Here is an 18,650-nt window from a genome sequence, read left to right as displayed (position 1 = left end):
AGCGTGTTCGCCTCACCGTCCCGCCAGTCCCCGAACCACCGCAGGCGGGGATGGAGCGCCGGACTCGCCGCGGCGGCCCTGCTGCTGACCGGATGCGCCGCAGCAACGGACACCGCCACCCCGGCGCACGCGCCCACCGTCGCCGCGACCCCGACGGTGACGACCACCCCGCCCCCGGCCCCCGCACCGACCCACGTTCCCGCGGACGCATCCGCCTCGTCGGCGCTGGCCACGCTCGCGACGCTGCCGGTCAAGGGGCGAGCGCCCAAGACCGGTTACGACCGCGAACTCTTCGGCCCGGCGTGGAGCGACGACGTCGACGTCGACGGCGGCCGCAACGGCTGCGACACCCGCAACGACATCCTGCGGCGCGACCTCGTCGACATCACCTACAAGACCGCCACCCGGGACTGCGTGGTCCTCTTCGGCACCCTCCACGACGCCTACACCGGCACGACCATCGAGTTCCGCCGTGGCCAGGACACCTCCGCCGACGTGCAGATCGACCATGTCGTCGCGCTGTCCGACGCGTGGCAGAAGGGTGCCCAGCAGCTCGACCAGCAGACCCGCGCGAACTTCGCCAACGATCCCCGCAACCTGCAGGCCGTCGACGGCGACGCCAACCAGCAGAAGGGCGACGGCGACGCCGCGACCTGGCTGCCGCCGAACCGGTCCTACCGGTGCACGTACGTCGCGCGGCAGATCGAGGTCAAGGCCCTCTATCAGCTGTGGGTGACCCAGGCCGAGCACGACGCGATGGTCCGCGTCCTCACCGAGTGCGGCGCCGCCGCCCCGGCGCCCGTGCCCGCCGCGCCTGCCGCGACCGTGGCGCCGGAACCGGCCCCGTCGGTGGCATCGCCGCCGGCCGCCGCCGCGACCTACCGCAACTGCGCCGAGGCGCGGGCCGCCGGCGCCGCGCCGCTGTACGCCGGTCAGCCCGGGTACAGCGAGGAGATGGACGGTGACCGGGACGGTGTCGCCTGCGAGTGAGCCGCCCGGCGCGTCAGCGCTCCGCGACCGTGATCGTCACCGTGTCGCCCACCTCGACCGACTCGGCGGCGCGCACCGACCTCTTCAACGCGAGGAAATGCCGGCCGTCGCCCCGCGGCTGCAGGGACGTGTCCCACTCGGTGCCGCCCATGCGGGCGCGTACCGGGATCAGTCCGCGTACGGCGACGCTCGTCACGGCCTCGACGATCCGGGCCGGCACGTCGACGTAGTGCCAGCCGCCCGGGCCGGGAAAGACCTCGACGATGCCGGAGAAGCGCATGCCGCGAGGCTAGAGGGTGGGGCCGACACGACAGGGAAGCGAAAAAGCCCCTGTGATCCGCGAAGCTGCGGATCACAGGGGCTTCCCCGTGGCGGAGGATAGGGGATTTGAACCCCTGAGGGCGTTAACCCAACCCGCGTTCCAGGCGAGCGCCATAGGCCACTAGGCGAATCCTCCGTGGGGAAGCATACCGAATATGACCTGGTGGTTGCCAAACGGGGAGGTCGCCGCGGGTTTCGGCGGGGTGTGGCGGTGCCGATTCACGGTTCGGGGCGATGTTTGTCTACACTGGCCGATGGATCCCGCGCGGCGCGCATCCTGTGAACTCCCCCAGGGCCGGAAGGCAGCAAGGGTCAACGGGCTCTGCCGGGTGCGCGGGGTCCCCTAGCTTCCGATGCCGATGCCCGTGCCGTTGGGCGCGGTGAAAGGTCCTTCCGCATGCCTACCCAAACCCAGATTGGGTTGATGAGCCATGAGGAACTCGTCGCAGAGCACGAGCGCCAGTCCCACAACTACGCGCGACTCGAAGCCGAGAAGCTGACGCTGGACCTGACTCGCGGCAAGCCGTCCCCCGAGCAGCTGGACCTCTCCGCGGAGTTGCTGTCGCTGCCCGGGGTCGACGACTACCGCGACGCGTCCGGCACGGACTGCCGTAACTACGGCGGCCTGCGCGGACTGCCCGAGCTGCGCGCCATCTTCGGGGAGCTCCTGGGCATCCCCACCGAGAACCTGATCGCCGGCAACAACGCCAGCCTCGAGATCATGCACGACCTGGTCGTGGCGTCGTTGCTGCACGGCACGGTGGATTCACCGCGCCCGTGGTCCCAGGAACCCGTCGTCAGGTTCCTGTGCCCCGCGCCCGGCTACGACCGGCACTTCGCGATCACCGAGTCGTACGGGATCGAGATGATCCCGGTGCCCATGCACGACGACGGGCCGGACCTGGCGAAGATCGCCGCGCTCGTCGGCTCGGACCCGCAGATCAAGGGCATGTGGGCGGTGCCCACCTACTCGAACCCGACCGGCGCCGTGTACTCCGAGCGCGCCGCCCGCGAACTGGCGTCGATGCCGACCGCCGCGCCGGACTTCCGGATCTTCTGGGACAACGCGTACGCCGTGCATCCCCTGGTCGAGGAGGCCGCCCCCGCCCTGGCCATCCTGGGCATGGCGGCCGAGGCCGGGCACCCGAACCGCGTGTTCGTCCTCGCCTCGACATCCAAGATCACCTTCGCCGGCGCCGGCGTCAGCTTCTTCGGCAGCTCGGCCGAGAACCTGGCGTGGTACGAGAAGTTCCTGGGTATCAAGACCATCGGCCCGGACAAGGTCAACCAGCTGCGTCATCTGCGCTTCTTCGGTGATGCCGACGGGGTGCGGGCCCACATGGCCAAGCATCGCGAGCTCCTCGCACCGAAGTTCGCGCTCGTGCTGAAGATCCTCGAGGACCGGCTCGGGCCGTCGAAGGTGGCGTCCTGGACCGAGCCGAAGGGCGGCTACTTCATCAGCCTCGACGTGGTGGAGGGCACCGCCAAGCGGGTCATCTCCCTCGCGAAGAACGCGGGGATCGCGCTGACCGCGGCCGGGTCGGCGTTCCCGTACAAGAACGACCCCGAGGACAAGAACATCCGGCTCGCCCCGAGCTTCCCGTCGCTGAACGAACTCGCCACCGCCATGGACGGCGTCGCGACGTGCGTGCTGCTCGCGGCGACCGAGAAGGCCCTGGGCAAGTAGCTCCTCCCCGTAGGCCCCGGTCGTCACGCGGCGACCGGGGCCTACGGGTGTTTCCCCCACCTGTGGACAACTCTGTGGACAAGCGGTGGACAACTCGGCTCGGTCGGGCCGCGGGCAATTCTCGCCGTCACGGCCCGGTCGTCCTGGGCCGAATGTCACATCGCTTCGGTCACGGCGGTTTCAGGCGGCCGATGCGACAAGCTCGGTGAACGCTTCGGTTGGCGTGCGCCAGCGTAGCGTCTGCCGGGGGCGGCCGTTGAACTCGTCCTGGACCTGCTGCAGGTCCTCGGGCGTGTACACCGACAGGTCGGTGCCCTTGGGGAAGTACTGCCGGAGCAGACCGTTGGTGTTCTCGTTGGTGCCGCGCTGCCACGGCGAGTGCGGATCGCAGAAGTAGACAGCGACGTCGGTGGCCATGGTGATCTGGGCATGAGCACGCATCTCGTGGCCCTGATCCCAGGTCACCGACCGCTGCATCACCTCCGGCAACGACCGCATCGCGGCGATCATCGCATCGCGGACGCCGGACACGTCGCGGACCTTCGGCAGGTGCAGCAACACCACGTACCGGGTGGTGCGCTCGACCAGGGTGCCGATCGCCGAGCGGTTGCGCGCCCCCATGATCAGATCTCCCTCCCAGTGCCCGGGCACCGCCCGGTCCTCGACCTCGGCGGGCCGCTGGGAGATGAGGATCTTGTCGGGAATATGGCGGGCACTGCTCGGCACTCGCCCCTGCGGCACCCGACGGGTGTGCCGGCGCCGCAGATACTCCGAAAGCTCTTTTCGCAGTTCGCCTTTCAGTTGCACATACACGGCCTGGTAGATGGTTTCGTGGGACACCCGCATCTCCGCTCGGTCGGGGAAGTCGACCACCAGCCTGGCCGAGATCTGCTGCGGGGACCAGCGCAGCTTCAGCTTGGCGACGACATACGCGCGCAACTCGGGTGCGGCCATCAGCTTGGCGACTTTCGGTCGCAGTGCTCGGGTCCAGGCCCGCGCGTGGGCCGACACGGCGCGGTAGCTACCGTCGCGGTTGCTGTTGCGTTCGATCTCCCGGTAGATCACCGACCGGTGCCGGCCCAGGTGCGCGGCGATCGTCTGGACCGACTCGTTGCGGGCGAGTCCGAGGGCGACAAGCTCCCGCTCGCCCAGGGACAACGACCGTCCGCCGTGCTCCCAGTGCGGGGCACGGCGGACGGTGCCGTTGGCCTCGTCCTCCCACCGGTAGCCGGTTTGTCGGCTGACACCGACCGCGGCTGCGGCCTTGGCGATCGACACCTTCGTCATGCGCATGGCGAAGAACCTAGCCTTCTTCGCCTCTCGTGCTGCTCGACCCACTGACATCTCCCCTGGTCAGGGAGCGTGTCGCATGGACCACCTGAGTCAGCCCACATCGAACGCGTGTGACATTCAGCCGGTGGCCGCGTCCTCGACGTAGCGGTCGATCTGCTCGTGCCAGAACTCCCGGACGCTGTCGGCCGAGTTCCCGGCACCGATCGCGTGTGCGACGAGGGCCTGAACGTCCTCGAGAACGCGGGTGTACTCGGATTCGTCACCGTGCAGTGCCATAGGCGAACGATACGCGCGCACATGGTGCGTCCGGCCTGCGTTCTGTGCCCGCCCGCACCCTTCAAGGGTTCCGCCGGTGGCGCGGATCCCACCGCTGCTCGATCACAGAGACCATCCCAACCGGAGATCGGGTACCGAAGGATCGCCGAGGCGCTCGAGTCGGCGTTCGCGTCACCGGATCCCACCCCAGGCGCACTGGTCGGGGGAGCCCCTGTCGACCGCGGACCGGGAGTAGCGCGCCGGGTACCGGGTATCCGGACGGCGTCCGTGAAGGACCGTCGACGGAGGGAGTCACCATCGCTATGTCGCAGGACTCGGAACGCGCGACGTGCCGGCACGAATTTCTCGCGCAGATCGCCGGCTCCTCGCAGACGAACCCTGCGGTCACCTGACGAACCGAGGACCTCGATGGCGCCACGTGAGGAGATGTATCCGGATCCCGACGACATGCAGGTCATCGCGAGCCTCGATCAGCTCGCCGCTCTCGTCGCGGGGGATCCGCTCATCTATCTGCGCTGTTCACCGGGACCGGCCGCGGACGCCGCGGACGGCCCCACGCGGGATGTCGAAGGCAATGTCACGCTGCCTGGTTGGTCGGTCCTGCCGGTCGCGCCGGAGCCGTGGTGGCGTCGGCCCGTCGAGGACTGGGTGGCACGGCGGGTCCACCGGTACGCCACGCGGGATGCGCCCGACGGATGCTTCCTCTGGCTGCTCAAGGGAACGATGGTCGGCCGCGGACCCGACCAGGAACCGTTGGTGATCGACATCCAGCCGCACGCGCGGCTCAGTCCCAGGGTGCTACGGGAGGCGGAGCAGCGGTATCACGAGCGGTTCGACGTGCAGGCGGAATCCCCAGGGCGGTGAGTCAACAAGGCGGTGAGGCGGGCGGCCGGCGTCGTCCGCCCGGCTTCACCGCTGCAGGACGAGGTGGGGCGTCTCGTGTTCCGGAAGAAGCACGTCCTGGACGATATCCGTTGTCCGCAGAGCCGAGAACGACACCAGCGCGATCGCCACGATCAGCGTCGCGGCGACCGTGCGAGCCCACGGAAGCCGAGGCGGATCGACCAGCGCGTGCACGCGTTCGACGACGTCACCGCCCGCCACCGAGAGCGTGGTCGACGAATGAGCCTCGAGGGAGCGGCTTCTCGCGACGGCTGCGGCGGCGACGGCCTGGGCGGCCGCGCGACGGCCACCGGCGGCGGCTTCCTCGTCGGCCCACCGCTCCGCGGCCCGGCGAACGACGTCGGGAACCGGCCGCAGCAGCGGGTGGAGTGCGGCCGCCGTCTCGGCGATCTGGATCCACCGGGAATGATGGTGCCGCAGGTGGGCGTGCTCGTGTGCGAGCAGTACGGTCAGTTCGCCCTCGGTGAGAGCCGACTTCATGGCGGTCGTCACAACGATCCCGCCCCCTCGCCCGGGGACGGAGTAGGCGTCGGCGACCGGGCTCCGGGCGAGGAGGTAGCCCTCCGTCCGGGGGAGACTTCGGCAGAATCGAGTTGCTGCGCAAAGGTTCTGCCGGACGTGCCAGAGGTGCCGCAGGCCCCCGGCTGTGGCACACAGAGCGGCGGTGAGGAGGATCGCCGCGACTGCGACGGATGTCGTGCCGGGCCGGTGGTGGATGAGCGTGAGGGCCACGGCAGTCGCCGACGAGAGCAATGTCAGGGCGCACAGAGCGGAGAGAACAGGTAGGAGCCGGACCGTTGTCGCCGGCCGGGCCTGTACCGCGATGCGCTCGGCTCCGATACCGAGCGCTGCTCCCACCGCGAGTGGAGCGAGGACAGCAGGCATTATCACGGCTCTCTCCCTTCGTCCGGCTCGCCGTCCTCGCGCCCGAGCAGCCTCAGCAGCATCCGCTCGTCGTCGGGTGTCAATTCCGCGACGAACCGGGCCAGCACGTCCGCGCGGCGGCCGTACTTGTCGAGAAGCCGATGCATGTCCCGGGCGGCCTGCGCAGCCGGGAGCGTCTCGATCGGTGCCGCGAGCCGATACGCGTAACCACGACCGGATGGCGTCCGGTCCAGAATTCCCTTGCCGTGCATGCGGGCCAGCGTCGTCATCACGGTGGTGTGGGCGAGTGCTCCTGGCAGCAACTCGTTCACCCTTGCCACGGTGAGCGGCTCTTCCGCGCCGGCAAGGACGTCGACGATCTCCTGCTCCAGGGTGCCGCGTAGGCGCCGCGCCATCGGTTTCAGGCTCCTCTCAGGACAGCTTACTACTATCGAGAAAGTAGTAGATGTCCGGTCATCCCTCTCCCGAGGAGCAGCATGTCCCAGATCAACGGACTCCCGGCGCACATACTGTTCGTGCACGCCATCGTAGTGTTGGTGCCGCTCGTGGCGGTCGGAGTCGTCCTTTCGGCCCTCTGGCCCGCCGCCCGGATGCGGCTCGTGTGGCCCACTGCGGTGCTGGCCACCGCACTGCTCGTCCTGACCCCGCCGACCGTCGAGGCCGGTGAGTCGCTGGAGCATCAGGTCGACCGCACCGCACTGCTGCACACCCATACCGAGCTCGGTGACACCATGCCGTTCGTCGCCGCTGGGCTGTTCGCCGCGGCGATGCTGGTCGGGGCCCTGCACGTGCTGCATTCGCGTGGGTCGATCCCGGCCGCGCGAATGCGGCTCCTGACCGTGGTCACCGCCCTCGTCGCGGTCCTCGTCGGGGTCGGCGCGACGGTTCAGGTGTATCGGGTGGGCGACTCCGGCGCGCAGGCCACCTGGCAGGACCGGGTGGGCGTCGCCGCGGGGGAGTCGCCGTGACCTGTCCGGCGCCACTCGCGTGCGCCCCGCACCGGCCGCGGCCCGCTTACGACACCGAACGCGCCTCGGCGGAAATCGATCCGATGGAACCGCGCGAGCCCATGGGGCGTGTTTCCCCGGAGACCGTCGTCGCGTGGCCGGCTCGTGCGCTCTGGATAGGTCGCCTCGCACGTGAGACACTCGTGTCACGGGATTGACGTCGTGCTCCCGGCCATCCCTTCCCGTGCCGGGCCGAGGAGCTGAAGATGGGCGGGCGTGCACCCAGGAGGTGGCCGTGATGTCAGAGGCTGCCCGCCGCCGATCGCCCACCCGGGCTGATGCCGCGGGTATCCGCGGGCGAGCGATCGGCCGGTCGACACACTCCCGTGCCGAAACGGACGTCCGGGGGAACGTCACCACTGCCGGGACGATGGGTCTCCGGTGATCGAGAGACGAACGGCCAGCGATCCCTCCGAGAAGGCAGCGGGCCCGCAGCGCCTGCTCGCCCTACTGCTGGCGATGGCGATGTTCGTGCTCGTCGTCGACACATCGCTGATGAACGTCTCGATCTCATCGGTGGTGCGCGACCTCGGCACGACGGTCAGCGGCGTGCAGGCTGCGATCGCGCTCGAGGCGTTGGTTTCTGCGGCATTCATCCTGATCGGTGGCAAGGTCGGTGATCTCATCGGACGCAAGCGTGCGTACGTGCTCGGCCTGCTCGGTTACGCAGTCGGTGCGTCGGCGATGGCGTTCGCGCAGAGCCTGACCGTGATCGTCGTCTTCTGGGCCGTACTCGGTGGGATCGGCGCGTCACTCCTGTTGCCCGCCATGCAGTCTCTCATCCACGGCAATTTCGAGGGGGAGGCGCAGAAGAAGGTCTACGCGCTGGTCGGGGCGGCGGCTGCGATTGCCGCTGCGGTCGGACCGCTGCTGGGAGGCTTCATCACCACCTACCTGTCGTGGCGCGTCGGGTTTGTGCTCGAGGTCGTCATCATCGGGGTCGTGCTGTCCGGTATCAGGCTCGTCCACGATGTGCCGTACACCGGACCTCGGGGCGTTGACCTGATTGGTGCGGTACTTTCCGTTCTGGGCATGGGCGGGATCGTGCTGGGAATCCTGGTGTGGCAGGAGGGCGGCGAAGCCGTTGGTGCGCTCCTGGTGGTCGGTGCGATTGCGCTGGCTGTGCTGGCCTACTGGCTCGTGCGGCGCAAACGTCGAGGCGAGCCGGCGCTGCTGGACCCGGATTTGTTCCGCTCCAAGATCTTCAAGCTGGGGATCTCCGGGCAGATGCTCCAGCAGATTGCGCTCGGCGGCACGATGATCGCGCTGCCGATCTACCTGCAGATGGTGCTCGAGTACAACGCGCTGCAGGCGGGCCTGTCCCTCGCACCGCTGTCGCTCAGCATGTTCGCAGTGGCGTTGCTCGCGGGGAAGAAGGCGAGTGATCGCCGCCCGAGCGGCATCATCCGGTGGGGATTCGTTCTCCTCACGCTCGGGATCGTGGCGCTGATCCCGATCGTGCCGCGGGCGGAGTTCGGCTGGGGCCTCGTGATCCCCCTGGTGATTGCCGGATCGGGATTGGGGTTGTTGGTCTCTCAACTCAACAACTACACACTCGCCCCGATCGAGGAGGAGCGGATCAGCGAAGCCGCCGGCGTCAATTCTGCGGCAGGATCGTTCGGGTTGTCGTTCGGGCTGGCGTTCGCCGGCGCCATCATGCTGGCAACGCTGTCCCTCACCTTCACCGCAATGGCGGAATCGAGCACCGTGCTCCCGCAGGCAGAGCAACAGCAGGTGGCGCAGGTCCTCGAGGACGACGCCGAAGTCATGAGCAACACCCAGCTCGAACAGCTGCTCGCCGGCGAACCCCCGGAGTTTCAAGACGAGATCATCCGTATCAACACCGACGCACGACCGCTCGCCCTACAGGTGGCACTGCTCATTCCCCTCCTCGCCGGTCTCATCGGGGTGTTCAACTCGTTCCGCATGATGCGCATACCGGAACCCACACCGAAGAGCCCCGGCGAAGGGCCTGATGGGGCAGAATGCGCGCCGTAGTCGGGTTTCCGGCGAAATGGTACGTAACCGTTGGTGTTCAACGGTTTTCGTGTCGGACGCGCCCACCCGGCGCCGGCCGGGCGGGCGCCACGTTCTGCCGTAGAGTGGCACGGTGCTGACAGCTTTCTGGTACGGCCTGGGTACCGCGGTGCCGCTGTTCGCCGGTGCCCTGATGGGGCTCCGGTACGACCTGCCCCGTCCGCTGCTTGCGGCCCTGATGGCGTTCGGTGCCGGAGCCATGGTCTCCGCGGTGTCCACCGAATTGTTCGCGCCCGCCTTCGCGGACCAGGGCCTGTGGTCCGCAGGCGGCGCGCTGCTGCTCGGTGCCGTGGTGTACGTCGTCGCCGACCGGTTGATCGAGCGCCGGCTCGGCGCCGCTGCATTGGGGTGGGCGCTGATGCTCGGGGCGTTGCTCGACGGGATCCCGGAGAACGCCGCCCTCGGGGTGACACTCGGCGGTGCCGGTGCCGGCGGGATGGTACTGCTGGTCGCCATCGCCGTCGGCAACGTGCCCGAGGCGGTCGCCGGTGCCGCGTCGATGCGCTCGAACTTCGACCGGCGGAAGGCCGTGCTCATCTGGGGCATCACGGCGGCGCTGCTGGTGGTCGTGGTGGTCGTCGCGACGGCGTATGCCGACTCGCTGCCCCCCGCGGGGATCTCGCTCATCCAGGCCTTCGCCGGTGGCGCGACGATCGCGGTCCTCGCCGATTCCCTGATGCCGGAGGCATACCGGGAAGGTGGCTGGTGGGTGGGAATATCCACCGCCCTCGGATTCCTCGTCGCGTCCGCTCTGGGCGGGTGACGTCGTCGCCGGCATCCGAACCCGTCCGTTTCACCGCCGGCGAGCAAGGTAGAGGAACGTGTGGCACGACGTCGGCGGTGGCCGTTGCGCGACGGCACGCACCTCGCGGCGGGCGGGCCGCCGGTCGCCGGGCTCACCGGCTGCCGCCGCACGCTGCCCGCCCCGACCCCGATGCTCGACTACCTCGACGCCGAACACGAGAGCATGCGTTGAGCCGCGGCGCGGAAGTGGAAGAACTCACTCGTAGAAGGCGTGCAGCCGGTGCAGGAGCTGCATCACGGAAATCCACACCGTCAGTTCGATAATCTCCGGCGGCGCAAGTTTCTTCGTGGCAGCGGCGACGACCTCCGGGGTGATCTGCGCGGGGCTGCTCGATGCGGCCTCGGCGTAGGCGAGGGCCGTGTCGGTGTGCACGTCGAGCCCGGCGCGGCTCCCGGCGAGCTGTGAAGTGGTTGCGCCAGCATATTCGGCCAGATTGCGCGCCGATTTCGCGAGCGCCTCGTCCTCGACTGCGTTCGCGTACACGAGACCGGCCAGGTGCTTCGCGCGCAACCCGAGCCGGCTCTGCTTCGGGTCGGTGTTGGCACCGAGGACGGCGGCGAGTGCGCGAATCGCCCGGCCGTGTGACAGGTGCGCCAGGATCGGGAAGTCGTGGCCCGTCCGCTGGCGGAGATGAATCCCGACTGCCGGCCAACTGTGTGGCACACCGGACGTCCAGTGCTTGTCGGCGCGGATCACCGACGGCAAGACCGGCAACAAGCCGAGCAGGTCCACAAACCTGTCCGGTTGCGGCTTGGTCGGCGTTACGGTGGCTGCCGGTATCGGCAGGTGTTTTCCGGCCGTCCAGCCCGTCGGACCGATCACCTCGTCGGCGAGGGCCAGCATGCTCTCTTCGAGCGGAATGCCCACAGTGTCATTGAATTTGTTCAAGAAGCCCATCACCGCGACTGCGAGCACCAACCACTCCGCGTCCGCCGGAGAAAAGGAATCGCGCAGCGCATCCCGCTGCGCCGGGGTCAGCGACCCGGGAACGCGTCCGAGTCCCTCCGCGACGTCGAGCGCGGACCGCTCGGCACTGCTGTAGCCACCCGACGCCGGCCCCCGGCCCACGATCCGCACAAGATCACCCTCGTCGGCCCCACGCCGGAGCGCGAACGCGCAGCAGTGTGATGCACAGTATGCGCACCCCGCTGCGCGGCTGGCCGTGTACATGGCGAGGCCGACCGTCGCCTTGGGGGGTCCGAAACCGAACAGCAGGAAGGGCAGGTTGAGGAAGTTGGGTACGAGCACGTTGTACGTGCGCATCCCGATCGGCCAGATCTCCAAATACGCGGCGGCATTCGGCGCTACGCCGAGAACCTTCCGGACCATTGCAAACTGCGCACCGTATCGGCGTTGCAGGGTCACCATGTCCACGGACGATCCGTGCAGCGCCTGAGCGATTGTCCCGGGCGAGGACGTCACGAGGCGAATCGTACCGCCGACACCGACCGCGGTACCAGGTCCGCGCACGCCGGCGAAGGTCGAGGAGTTCGTCGGCCCGGCGTTACGCCGCCGAACACCCCTCCGCCCCAGGCTGCGGCCTGACTCACATGACCGACCGGAGCGGAGTGCCTCCTCGGCCCATGCCCGCCGCGGATGCCATGATCGTGGCCATGGCACCGACGTTGAACCTCGTGGGCGATGCCGACGCCGATGCGTTGCTCGCCGCCGATCCGCTCGCCCTGCTCATCGGGATGCTCCTCGATCAGCAGGTTCCGATGGAGACCGCGTTCGCGGGACCGAAGAAGCTCGCCGACCGCCTCGGTGGTCTGGACGTGCACCGCATTGCCGACGCCGATCCGGACGAGTTCGCCGCGATCTGCGCCCGGCCGCCGGCCGTGCACCGGTTTCCCGGATCGATGGCCAAGCGGATCCAGGCGCTGTGCGCCGAGGTCACGGACCGCTACGACGGCGACGCGGCAGCACTGTGGACGAGCGGCGACCCCGACGGCAAGGAGGTGCTGAAGCGCCTGAAGGCCCTGCCCGGCTACGGCGACCAGAAGGCCCGGATCTTCCTGGCTCTGCTGGGCAAGCAGATCGGGGTGCGGCCGGAGGGCTGGCGGGAGGCCGCGGGGGAGTACGGCGAGGACGGGTCGCGGCGGTCCATCGCCGACGTCGTCGACGCGCAGACCCTGCAGGAGGTCCGGGAGTTCAAGAAGGCGTCGAAGGCGGCCGCGAAGAAGAAGTGAGCCGCGCTAGAGCGCGATCGGCGTCTATGGGGAGCGGCACCCACATGGACACCCACCATGTCGCGGCAACGACGAATGTGAGTGGCCAATTGGTAATGGCGGGTTCGTCGCACCGGCGCCGGTTACCGGAAGATCCGATTGTCTCCGTGGATTCCGCTTCGTCATCGCCGTGCCGGCCGTCCCAGCCTGCGGGACGAGTTCGCCGGATGTCTCCGTGCGTGGGCTCAACTACGGATAAGTCTCCACTTCTGCTGTCTCCGAGGAACGTCGGACATTGGAGTATCGCCGGAGCTGCGCCACCGTCCGCGACTACCTACGGCCACGGCGTAAGGTCGGAGCCGCCCCGCTCGGAAGGTCGGCGCCGAAGGTCCGGCGGATCGTGTCTTTCGAGGCTGCGCTCCGATGACCTGACCGCCGACGAGCAGAGCGGGCTCGAGCAGGTCCTCGCCGGCTGCCGGCATCTCGAGGTCACCGTCGCCCAGGTCACGCTGCCGCCGAGGTGCTTCATCGACGGCCGCGGCGAGAGTCTGGGGCATGTGGATGGCTGCGGTCTCCAGCGGATGACCTGCCGCAGTTGCACCACTTGGTCCGTGGCCTCGAAACTGATCACCACGGGTGTCGCACCGGGGCTGGGTCTCGTCTTGCAGTTCCGGAGCGGTCGAAGGCATCCGTCGACCGCATACGGCGATATCCTGAGGCCACGCCTCACGAGGTGTGGTCATGGAGGAACGTGCGCTGGTTGTGCCGTCGGGACCGGTGCGCGGGAGTAGCGAGTCGACGGAGTGAGTAGCTCGTACCGATGGGTGACCGGGATCGGTTCGATACGCAGCGGTACCCGCCGGCCCCGGCCGCGGAGTTGGCCGACGCCGGGTTCGACGAGGTCCGGGAGATCGGCCGCGGCGGGTTCGGCGTGGTCTACCGCTGCACCCAGGCGGACCTGGATCGCACGGTGGCGGTGAAGGTACTCACCGTCGACCTCGACGAGGAGAACCGGGCACGGTTCCTCCGGGAGCAGCGGGCGATGGGGCGGCTGACCGGGCACCCGAACATCGTCCCCATCCTGCAGGTCGGCACCACCGCCAGCGGCCGGCCCTACCTGGTGATGCCGTACCACCCGCAGGGTTCCCTCGACGCGCGAATCCACCGGCACGGGCCGCTGCCGCTGGATCAGGCCCTGCGGCTCGGGGTGAAGATGGCCGGGGCGCTCGAGACCGCGCACCGGCTCGGCATCGTGCACCGCGACGTCAAACCGGCGAACATCCTGCTCACCGAGTACGGCGAACCGCAACTGGCCGACTTCGGCATCGCGCACATCGCCGGGGGTTTCGAGACCGCCACCGGTGCCGTCACCGGATCGCCCGCCTACACCGCGCCGGAGGTGCTGGCCGGGGATCCACCGAGTCCGGCCGCCGACGTCTACGGTCTGGGCGCCACTGTGTTCAGTGCGCTGACCGGCCACGCCGCGTTCGAACGCCGCAGCGGGGAGCAGGTGGTCGCGCAGTTCCTGCGGATCACCACGCAACCGGTGCCGGATCTGCGCGAGCACGGGATCCCCGACGACGTGGCCGACACGATCGCCCGGGCGATGGCCCGCCAGCCCGGTCGGCGTCCGGCCACCGCCGCCGCCTTCGGGACCCAATTGCAGCAGCTGCAACGCAACCACGACCTCCCGGTCGACGACATGGCCCTACGCGCCGAACCCGACGCAGAGGCCGAGGTCGACTCGGAGGCCGGGGACCCCGGGCCGGTGCCGAGCGGCCGACGCCGGACCACGGCACCCGCCATACCGGGCACCACCGGCAGTCTGCCCTTGGAGCGGACCAGTTTCGTCGGCCGCCGGCACGAGCTCACCGAGGCGAAGAACCTCCTGACCGGCTCCCGGCTGGTGACGTTGACCGGAATCGGCGGAGTCGGCAAGACCCGCCTGGCGATGCGCGTCGCCGCGGCGGTGCAGCGCGACTACGCCCAAGGGGTGCGCCTGGTCGAACTCGGGGAGCTGCACGACCGCGCGTCGCTGCTCGACGCGGTGGCCGCCGCAGTGGGGCTGCGGGACCAGTCGGCGCGGCCGATGCAGGAAGTGCTGCTCGAATTCCTCGCCCCGCGGCAGGTGCTGGTGGTGCTCGACAACTGCGAGCACCTGATCGACGCGGTCGCCGACCTCGCCGACCTGCTGCTGCGAACGTGTCCTCGGCTGCGGATCCTGGCCACCAGCCGCGAACCCCTGGTCCTCGGCGGAGAGGCGGTGCTCGCCGTCCCCCCGCTGACGGTCCCGGATCCACAGCAGCCACCCTCGATGCGGACGTTGCCCCGATACGAGGCGGTGAAAATGTTCACCGAACGCGCCGCGGCCGCCGTGCCCGGTTTCGCGCTCACCGAGAACAACGCGGCGACGGTGGCACGGATCTGCCACCGGCTCGACGGGTTGCCCCTGCCGATCGAGCTGGCCGCGGCCCGGCTGCGGGCGCTCTCCCCCGAGCAGATCCTCGAGCGGCTCACCGACCGCTACACCCTGCTCACCCGCGGCAGCCGGGGTGCGCCGACGCGGCAACAGACGCTGCGGTGGTGTATCGACTGGAGTTTCGAGTTGTGCACCGCCGTCGAGCAACGGGTGTGGGGTCGGGTGGCGGTGTTCGCGGGCAGCTTCGACCTCGACGCCGCGGAGCAGGTGTGCGGTGCAGATATGGCCGCGGGCGAGGTGCTCGACACCCTGACCGCCCTGGTGGACAAGTCGATCCTGATCCGGGAGGAGGCCGGGTCGGTGGTGCGGTTCCGGATGCTCGAGACGCTGCGCGACTACGGCGTCGAGAAGCTCGAGCAGTCCGGCGAGGACATTGCCGTGCGTCGCCGCCACCGGGACTGGTACGAGGCGTTGGCGCGCGCCGCGGAGGCCGAGTGGATCAGCGCCCGCCAGCTCGACTGGATCGCCCGCCTGAAGCGGGAACAACCGAACATTCGCGAGGCACTGGACTTCTGCGTCAAGGACGATCCCGTCGCCGGACTGCGCATCGCTGCCGCACTGTTCTCGTTCTGGAGCTCTCAGAGCCTCTACAACGAGGGGCGGCGCTGGTACGACCAACTGCTCGCCCGCCAGGACGGCCCACCCATCCTCGAACGGGCCAGGGCGCTCTACTGTGCCAGCGTAATGGCCAACGTCCAGGGCGACTTCCACGCCGGGACCACACTCGTCGAGCACGCGCGCACGCTCGCCGCGCAGACCACCGACCCCCTGGTGCGCGCGTTGGTTTCCTTCGCCGACGGACGGCTCGGACTCCTCAGCGGTGATTTCGAACATGCCCGTTCTCACCTCGAATCCGCACTTGCACAGTTCAGTGAACGCGGCGATCGGACGCTCGAGGTGACTGCGCTGACGGCACTCGGGACGGCCTATGGGCTGTCCGGCCTGAGAGAGGAGGCACTCGAATGCCATGAGCGGGTCCTCGCGATCACGACAACGCACGACGAGACGGTGCATCGATCGTATGCGCTGTGGGCCTTGGGAATTATCCTGTGGCAGCAGGGTAATACAAGTCGTTCGGCGCAGTTTCTCGAGGAATCACTGGAGCTGTCCCGGCAGGTGCGCAGTCCCCACATCGTTGCAGCCTCCCTCGAGGCGCTGGCCTGGATCAGCGTCGACCAACGCGATGCACGTCGGGCTGCGGTTCTGATGGGAGCTGCGGACGGGTTGGCGCAGGCGATCGGCAGTTCCCCGATCATTCACTCCCATCTGGTTGCTTACCACGAAGAAGGTGCCCGCAAGACCCGGCAGAAGCTCGGGGGCGACGCCTTCAGCGCGGCCTACCGCCAAGGTGAGCAATTCGGCTTCGACGCGGCCATCGCCTACGCCTTGCGCGAGCACCCGCCAGTCGACTCCCCGCCCGGCACCGAGGCGTCGGCGCGACTGACCAAGAGGGAACGCCAAGTCGCCGACCTGATCGGCGAAGGCCTGACGAATCAGGCCATCGCCCGTCGCCTGGTGATCTCCCCTCGCACGGCACAAGGCCATGTGGAGCACATCCTGGCCAAACTCGGATTCACCTCCCGGGCCCAGGTCGCGGCTTGGGTCACCGAGCAGACGCACGACTAAGGAGAGCGCCACTGGCGCTGGTAGGAATCCTCGGCCTTCAGGCCGGGGAGGATGTCAAACGGTCCAGGATCGTTGGGGCGGGACAATTCGTCTTCAGGTCGGCGCGGGGTTTCGCCAGCGTGTAGGAGCGATGGCGGCGTGTGGTCCGCATGGCCTCGGTGAACAGGTCCGTCCAGCGCGAAGGAGCGCGGAGCCTCACACTGAAGTCGTTGATCACCACATACAACTTCTTTCCGGGTCGGAGTACTCGCACAGTCTCGAGGAAGTCGCGGAACTCGCAGGTGCGTTGCGTGGGCGGCACGGTAGTACCTGACAGTCCCGGACACCCCGCTTCCCAGCTTTTGTAAGGACCGATCGGTATGCACCGGCCTGTGCCGCGGAAGGGATGCGTGAGCGGCAACTTCTGCAGCATTCGACGGTGAACTTTGCACCCCACTGTCGTGAATGATTGCAATCGACACAGAATAGTGCTGTGAAATAATCGCTTTCGGTGTTGGTCATGTCGCGACAATCGTCACTTTGGCGGACACGGAGTCCGATGACTCCGCCCCTAGTGACGATCGGGCGGTGCGAAAAGGTATGTCGGGGTGCGGCCGTCGGCCTTCGTTTCGTACCGACCAGTTTCCTTCCTCTGAAAAAATAGGTATGTCGCTAGGTATTACGGCCGTCGCCTGGCCGCGACAGGCGGGCCATGGTGTGACATGTCTCACCAGCTCGACCGAAGGTCCATCCGATGCCCTACCGACACCGATCTCCGGTGACCCGAGCCCACGGTCACCACACAGCGATCCACTGGTCCACTGTTCGCGTCGACGACCGGGCGGAGGTGTGCGGCGTTCTCGGGCGGGGATCGCCGGTGGTCTTCGTGCCCGGATGGGGATTGACGCCCTGGATCTACCGTCACGCCTTGGCCCGGCTGGCCCGGAGCTGTCGGGTCTACGCCCCGGCGATCCCCGGGTTTGCCGGAGTGCCGGACCGTCCCCTCGACAAGCGGACCGTGGCGGACTGCGCCGCCTGGCTCGGACGGTTTCTCGGCGCTGCCGGACTCGGTCCGGTGACCTTGGTCGGGCACTCGTTCGGCGGGGCGCTGGCGATCCGGGCCGCCCATGATCTGCCGGATCGGGTAGCGCGACTGGTTCTCGTCAATTCCGTCGGGGCAGGAGCGTGGCCGGACGTCAATGGTGCGACGCCCCCGCTCGGTGACGGACCCCTGTGGGAGCGGGGCGCTGCGGCGCTGGGGGACGCGCTGTCGCTGCGGATGCTCGCCTCGACCACACGGACTCGTCCCACCACTACCAGTCGCCACGACGTCGGTGATCCGGGAAGCGTGGGGAGCACGGACCCCACCGCCCGGGGTGGGGACCTGACCGCTGAGCTGCACCGGCTCGCGCAACGACGTCTGCCGGTAGCGCTGGTGTGGAGCCGGGGCGACCGCCTGGTCCCGTGGGCGAGCGTCGAATCGCTCCGCGCGGGCCTGGGGGGACCGCCGGTGTTCACCGTCGCGGGCGGGCACGGGTGGCCGATCACCGACCCGGAGTGTTTCGGGCACACGATGCGCACCGCCTTGGACCGGCTCCCCACCGAGGTGGCGTCGTGAGCGCCGGTCTCGCCCGTCGCGGGCGCGAGACCACCCGATTCGGCAAACTCGTCATCTGGAAGTGCCAGGGCTGCGCCGCGGTGCTCGCACCCCTGACCGGGTGCTGTCCCTCGTGCGGCGCCCGCACTCTCGAACCCATCTCCTCGGCCGGCGCGGGAGTGATCGTCTCGTGCCGGGTCGTCGATCGCACCCCCGACCCGGTGTGCGGCGCGCCCTGCCCGTCGATCATCGCCATCGTCGCACTCGACGAGGGTCCCTGGGTCTATTCGTGGATCGACGGCGACGTTCCGGTCTCTTCCGATCGGCCGGTGCGGGTGCGGTTCCGGTACACGCAGCCAGGCGAGAGATTCCCGGTCTTCGCACCCCGCGATTGCTTGTGACGGCCGCTTCCTGTCAGCGGTCATGTAATTCCCCAGGTTGAGGGGTTCGTCCGTCACGTAATTCCCCACCCGGCCGTCACGTAATTCCCCACCCTGGGGCGTGTCGGCCGGGGTTCCGGCGCTGCTGCAGGTTCGCTCCTGACTGGGCCACCGACAAGGCCCGGGAAGGGGCCTGACGGTGGCAAGGAGAACGTGG

At 68.8% G+C, this 18,650-nt stretch carries 17 protein-coding genes, 1 tRNA gene, 1 other RNA gene and 1 pseudogene; 13 read left to right on the top strand and 7 right to left on the bottom strand.

Features of this window, described 5'->3' with window-relative positions:
* Positions 1 to 3 precede the first annotated feature (3 nt).
* A complete protein-coding gene (locus tag OCS65_RS27330) occupies positions 4 to 990 on the top strand; it encodes a GmrSD restriction endonuclease domain-containing protein (protein WP_168578942.1) in 987 nt (328 codons plus the stop codon).
* Positions 991 to 1,003: 13 nt separating this feature from the next.
* Here OCS65_RS27330 and OCS65_RS27325 read toward each other — a convergent pair whose 3' ends face one another.
* Positions 1,004 to 1,270, bottom strand: a complete 267-nt coding sequence (locus OCS65_RS27325; protein ID WP_050034410.1) for a DUF1905 domain-containing protein — start codon at positions 1,268 to 1,270, stop codon at positions 1,004 to 1,006.
* Positions 1,271 to 1,359: 89 nt separating this feature from the next.
* Positions 1,360 to 1,447 (bottom strand) — tRNA-Ser (locus OCS65_RS27320).
* Positions 1,448 to 1,564: 117 nt separating this feature from the next.
* Here OCS65_RS27320 and ffs point away from each other — a divergent pair.
* Positions 1,565 to 1,659: signal recognition particle sRNA small type (ffs, locus tag OCS65_RS27315), an RNA gene on the top strand.
* A 49-nt stretch (positions 1,660 to 1,708) separates the two neighbouring features.
* Positions 1,709 to 2,998 carry an aspartate aminotransferase type Ic gene (locus tag OCS65_RS27310; protein WP_263508274.1) on the top strand — a complete coding sequence of 430 codons (1,290 nt, stop codon included), beginning with the start codon at positions 1,709 to 1,711 and terminating at the stop codon, positions 2,996 to 2,998.
* 180 nt (positions 2,999 to 3,178) lie between these two features.
* Here OCS65_RS27310 and OCS65_RS27305 read toward each other — a convergent pair whose 3' ends face one another.
* Both OCS65_RS27305 and OCS65_RS27300 read right to left on the bottom strand, forming a co-directional pair.
* A complete protein-coding gene (locus tag OCS65_RS27305; RefSeq protein WP_029546562.1) occupies positions 3,179 to 4,342 on the bottom strand; it encodes an IS30 family transposase in 1,164 nt (387 codons plus the stop codon).
* A 66-nt stretch (positions 4,343 to 4,408) separates the two neighbouring features.
* Complete coding sequence (locus OCS65_RS27300; protein WP_006943091.1) at positions 4,409 to 4,567, bottom strand: hypothetical protein; 159 nt, start codon at positions 4,565 to 4,567, stop codon at positions 4,409 to 4,411.
* Between the two features lie 408 nt (positions 4,568 to 4,975).
* On the opposite strand from OCS65_RS27300, the gene OCS65_RS27295 reads away from it, so the two are divergent.
* The gene (locus OCS65_RS27295) at positions 4,976 to 5,431 is read left to right on the top strand and encodes a DUF6098 family protein (protein WP_050034412.1); all 456 of its coding nucleotides are present in this window, start codon (positions 4,976 to 4,978) and stop codon (positions 5,429 to 5,431) included.
* 45 nt (positions 5,432 to 5,476) lie between these two features.
* On the opposite strand, the gene OCS65_RS27290 is transcribed toward OCS65_RS27295, so the two are convergent.
* Together OCS65_RS27290 and OCS65_RS27285 are read right to left on the bottom strand one after the other, a co-directional pair.
* On the bottom strand, positions 5,477 to 6,355 hold the full coding sequence (locus OCS65_RS27290; protein WP_082120174.1) for a M48 family metalloprotease: 879 nt from the start codon (positions 6,353 to 6,355) through the stop codon (positions 5,477 to 5,479).
* 2 nt (positions 6,356 to 6,357) lie between these two features.
* Positions 6,358 to 6,750: a BlaI/MecI/CopY family transcriptional regulator gene (locus OCS65_RS27285; protein WP_029547104.1), complete on the bottom strand. Its 393-nt coding sequence runs from the start codon at positions 6,748 to 6,750 to the stop codon at positions 6,358 to 6,360.
* Between the two features lie 81 nt (positions 6,751 to 6,831).
* Between OCS65_RS27285 and OCS65_RS27280 the strand changes: the two genes are divergently transcribed.
* From OCS65_RS27280 to OCS65_RS27265, 4 genes are all read left to right on the top strand, one after another.
* Positions 6,832 to 7,323 carry a DUF2231 domain-containing protein gene (locus tag OCS65_RS27280; RefSeq protein WP_050034415.1) on the top strand — a complete coding sequence of 164 codons (492 nt, stop codon included), beginning with the start codon at positions 6,832 to 6,834 and terminating at the stop codon, positions 7,321 to 7,323.
* A gap of 420 nt (positions 7,324 to 7,743) precedes the next feature.
* Positions 7,744 to 9,360 (top strand): MFS transporter, encoded by a 1,617-nt coding sequence (locus OCS65_RS27275; RefSeq protein WP_263508269.1) that lies wholly within the window; start codon positions 7,744 to 7,746, stop codon positions 9,358 to 9,360.
* Between the two features lie 112 nt (positions 9,361 to 9,472).
* Positions 9,473 to 10,162: a ZIP family metal transporter gene (locus OCS65_RS27270; protein ID WP_065923156.1), complete on the top strand. Its 690-nt coding sequence runs from the start codon at positions 9,473 to 9,475 to the stop codon at positions 10,160 to 10,162.
* A 60-nt stretch (positions 10,163 to 10,222) separates the two neighbouring features.
* Positions 10,223 to 10,375, top strand: coding sequence for a hypothetical protein (locus OCS65_RS27265; RefSeq protein ID WP_157127598.1), 153 nt, complete (start codon positions 10,223 to 10,225; stop codon positions 10,373 to 10,375).
* A gap of 24 nt (positions 10,376 to 10,399) precedes the next feature.
* Here the strand turns inward: OCS65_RS27265 and OCS65_RS27260 are convergent, their stop codons facing one another.
* Positions 10,400 to 11,578, bottom strand: a complete 1,179-nt coding sequence (locus tag OCS65_RS27260) for a carboxymuconolactone decarboxylase family protein (RefSeq protein ID WP_168578945.1) — start codon at positions 11,576 to 11,578, stop codon at positions 10,400 to 10,402.
* Between the two features lie 239 nt (positions 11,579 to 11,817).
* Here OCS65_RS27260 and OCS65_RS27255 point away from each other — a divergent pair, with 239 nt between their 5' ends.
* From OCS65_RS27255 to OCS65_RS27240, 5 genes and pseudogenes are all read left to right on the top strand, one after another.
* Positions 11,818 to 12,393 (top strand): HhH-GPD-type base excision DNA repair protein, encoded by a 576-nt coding sequence (locus OCS65_RS27255; RefSeq protein ID WP_029547108.1) that lies wholly within the window; start codon positions 11,818 to 11,820, stop codon positions 12,391 to 12,393.
* Positions 12,394 to 13,192: 799 nt separating this feature from the next.
* A pseudogene (locus tag OCS65_RS29985) lies at positions 13,193 to 13,957 on the top strand (serine/threonine-protein kinase); the annotation flags it as partial.
* Positions 13,958 to 14,323: 366 nt separating this feature from the next.
* On the top strand, positions 14,324 to 16,477 hold the full coding sequence (locus tag OCS65_RS27250) for an ATP-binding protein (protein ID WP_420833254.1): 2,154 nt from the start codon (positions 14,324 to 14,326) through the stop codon (positions 16,475 to 16,477).
* Positions 16,478 to 17,234: 757 nt separating this feature from the next.
* Positions 17,235 to 18,074, top strand: coding sequence for an alpha/beta fold hydrolase (locus tag OCS65_RS27245; RefSeq protein ID WP_050034419.1), 840 nt, complete (start codon positions 17,235 to 17,237; stop codon positions 18,072 to 18,074).
* Positions 18,071 to 18,454 (top strand): Zn-ribbon domain-containing OB-fold protein, encoded by a 384-nt coding sequence (locus OCS65_RS27240; protein ID WP_050034420.1) that lies wholly within the window; start codon positions 18,071 to 18,073, stop codon positions 18,452 to 18,454. Before OCS65_RS27245 ends, OCS65_RS27240 begins: the two co-directional genes overlap by 4 nt.
* Positions 18,455 to 18,650 lie beyond the last annotated feature (196 nt).

The organism is Rhodococcus aetherivorans (assembly GCF_025722975.1).
Taxonomy (GTDB): domain Bacteria; phylum Actinomycetota; class Actinomycetes; order Mycobacteriales; family Mycobacteriaceae; genus Rhodococcus; species Rhodococcus aetherivorans.
This window is presented reverse-complemented; position numbering and strand designations above follow the sequence as displayed.